The sequence below is a fragment of the Paraburkholderia caffeinitolerans genome, from assembly GCF_902859945.1.
Lineage (GTDB): Bacteria > Pseudomonadota > Gammaproteobacteria > Burkholderiales > Burkholderiaceae > Paraburkholderia > Paraburkholderia caffeinitolerans.
Genome location: NZ_CADIKL010000090.1, coordinates 1 through 2,504 on the forward strand (window position 1 = coordinate 1; position 2,504 = coordinate 2,504).

Here is a 2,504-nt window from a genome sequence, read left to right on the forward strand (position 1 = left end):
CACAATCTGCTCGACACTGAAGCGTTTGCGTTTCATCGCACGGCTCCTTTCCTTCGAAAAGTCCGCCGAAAACTCGCTTACATCATGGCACTGTTTACCGGGGGCCGCTCAATTCTCAACCACGATTTGGTCGCAGATAAAGTTGCTGATGCCGCCGGCACTCCACTCATTGAAATGCGCGAAACACTAGCCAAAATTATTGAGCTCAATAATACGACTAACCAGATTCTGGAAAAGTCGGGCCACGACCTCCTGTTGCGGGCGGACAAGGCGGTCGCCCGAGTGATTCATGAGGTGTTGGGGCCCGTGGCGAACTTCATCGCGAAAGGTGTTGATTCCGCCGCGGTTCGCATCCTGACGGTGTCCTTGTGCTACCGGCAGAAGGTGCAGTTCATCTACAAGCCTGTGGAGGGCACGCCCAGCCAGTGGATTTCTTACATGGCACGGCAGATTTATGAAAAGATGCCGCCCAAGAATCGCCCGACCATGAAGTCGCTTAAGAGTGGTCTGCGCAAAACGTTCACCCAACCGAACAGCAAGGTTGTCAAGGTGCCTCAGTACATCCTCTTGGATGCAGAGGAGGCCGCCAGGCTGGCGTCCGGTACTGCGTCACGGGTAGACAAGATGACTGCGATTCTGGCGCCGGGAGCGCGTGCCGTCCTGACGGAAGAGAACGTGGGTGAAGTGTTCATTCCGAAATTCAACAAATTCAGTCAGGGGGAGTTTGGCTACGGCCTTATCGGGGCCTGCTTTACAGTGGTGAACTTGCTGGTTGCACGCAAGGAACTCGCAGAGGCTAGCGCGCTTAACCGCCAGGAAATGCAATACAAGCTGGATGCGTCCATCGTTACCATTGGGGCAAGCCTCGTACAAGAGTTGGGTAACGGCCTGAAGGCATATGGGGAGATTGGCCGCAAAGGGGCTTTTTGGACGGAATTCGCTGAAACCGTTGGATTTTATGTGGAGTATGGCGGGCGTTTCGTAGGTGCAATTGCTGGGCTGGTCGGGGCAATTTATGACTTCAAGGAAGCCAAAGAGAATTTCGAGCATCACAACCTTGGTTTAGCCTATCTTTATGCCAGTTCCGTTGTCGCGAATGTAGCTTTCGCCATTGCGACAATTCTCGGGGCCACGGTATTCGTCTTTATCTTCATGATTCTCGTAATAGGGATTGGTCTCATCATTCTCTGGAAAAAGAAGGACAAAATTGGAGAGTGGCTGGAGAAGTGCTATTTTGGGACCGGAGACTCGAAGTTTTCCGAGTCGGATGAGCACAAGCAGTTTGAACTGTTGACCCAAGGATAAGCGCGATGTACGACTACCTGACGAAGGTATCCATAAATCGTCCTGTGAGCGAGGATGAGGCCAAGCGTCGCCTCGACGTCCATAAGCCGGCGGCCAGTGAAGCGCACGACAAGCACATGGTCTTTCACATGAACGATGTCTATCTGGACATCTGTGATACCTCTTACCAGCAATTAGGATGGGCAACGCTGGCTTTTCTTGTTGGGGTTCCTGCTTTTGGCTATTTTGGCTGGCAGATTTCGCTGTTCGCAATCCAGGCTCCTATTTTTTGGACGCTGGTTGTTCCGTGTGTCGGTGGACTCGTGTTCTGCGCGGCAATTCTTTTCAAGGATTGCTTCAACTACCGGCACAAGACGATACGATTCAACCGGAAGAACCGGATGGTCTACGCCTTCCGGCATAACGGTAAAGGTGGGGTTGTTGAAGTCCCCTGGGATGAGGCCTTTTTCTTTGCGCACAGGCAAATGTCATCGCCGTTCAACGGTGGTGCGCCGACCGTGTTGAGATGTTACGTGCTTGCTGAGGATGGCAAGACAATCGTAAATACCTTTAGTTTTGGCAAGCGCATGGTCGTAGGCGGGTCCGAGACGTCAGCCTGGGGGCAGAGAGTCTTTGAGCAGTTGCTAACAAACTTCGAATTCGTTCGAAAGTTCATGGAAGATGGACCTGAGTCGGTTCCACCTATCAAGAAGTACTTGTCCGAGGGCCCGTCCTTGAGTGCCTCGGCAAGCGTCCTATTGCAAAATTTTCAGCGGCTTCGCAATTCAAATGCGGTGTTGTGGGTGCTGATGACTGTCATCGCCTTACCGATGTGTCTAATGGTATTGCTGCACTACATCGCGCAATTGACGAGCCGGGAGCCTGTATGGCCCGATGATGTGCAGCGGGCGTCCCAGCCCGGCGAGTCTCCGAGGGCCGCCGTCGCGTAAGCGGTCGACACGGAAATCGGCCCCCCGCTTGGAACCTGCGGGGGGCCGGTAGGTACAACAGGCACTACAGGGAAGCGGAAAATGAATCGCAAGTTTATTCTCAAGGACGACAAGACGGACCATAACGGGATTGTGCTGGAGGGCATTACTGGCTCGTCGTGGACCTATCCGGCATTTTGTGGGCGAGGCATATCATGAGAGGTAAAAATCATGGATATGCCGATGAAGAAGAAACGTACGGTGGCGTCTCAGGCAGCGGCCCGAGGGCCG

Annotated in this window: 1 protein-coding gene and 1 pseudogene; both read left to right on the plus strand. The window is 53.4% G+C overall.

What is annotated here, in order from left to right; genetic code table 11:
* Positions 1-1,305 (plus strand): annotated as a pseudogene (locus tag HV773_RS36305) (T6SS effector BTH_I2691 family protein); the annotation flags it as partial.
* Between the two features lie 5 nt (positions 1,306-1,310).
* The gene (locus HV773_RS36310) at positions 1,311-2,234 is read left to right on the plus strand and encodes a DUF6708 domain-containing protein (RefSeq protein WP_129561472.1); all 924 of its coding nucleotides are present in this window, start codon (positions 1,311-1,313) and stop codon (positions 2,232-2,234) included.
* The last annotated feature ends 270 nt before the right edge of the window (positions 2,235-2,504 follow it).

Excerpts from the sequence above, each read along its gene's own strand:
- HV773_RS36310 (WP_129561472.1), top strand. The coding sequence starts at position 1,311 with ATGTACGACTACCTGACGAAGGTATCCATAAATCGTCCTGTGAGCGAG.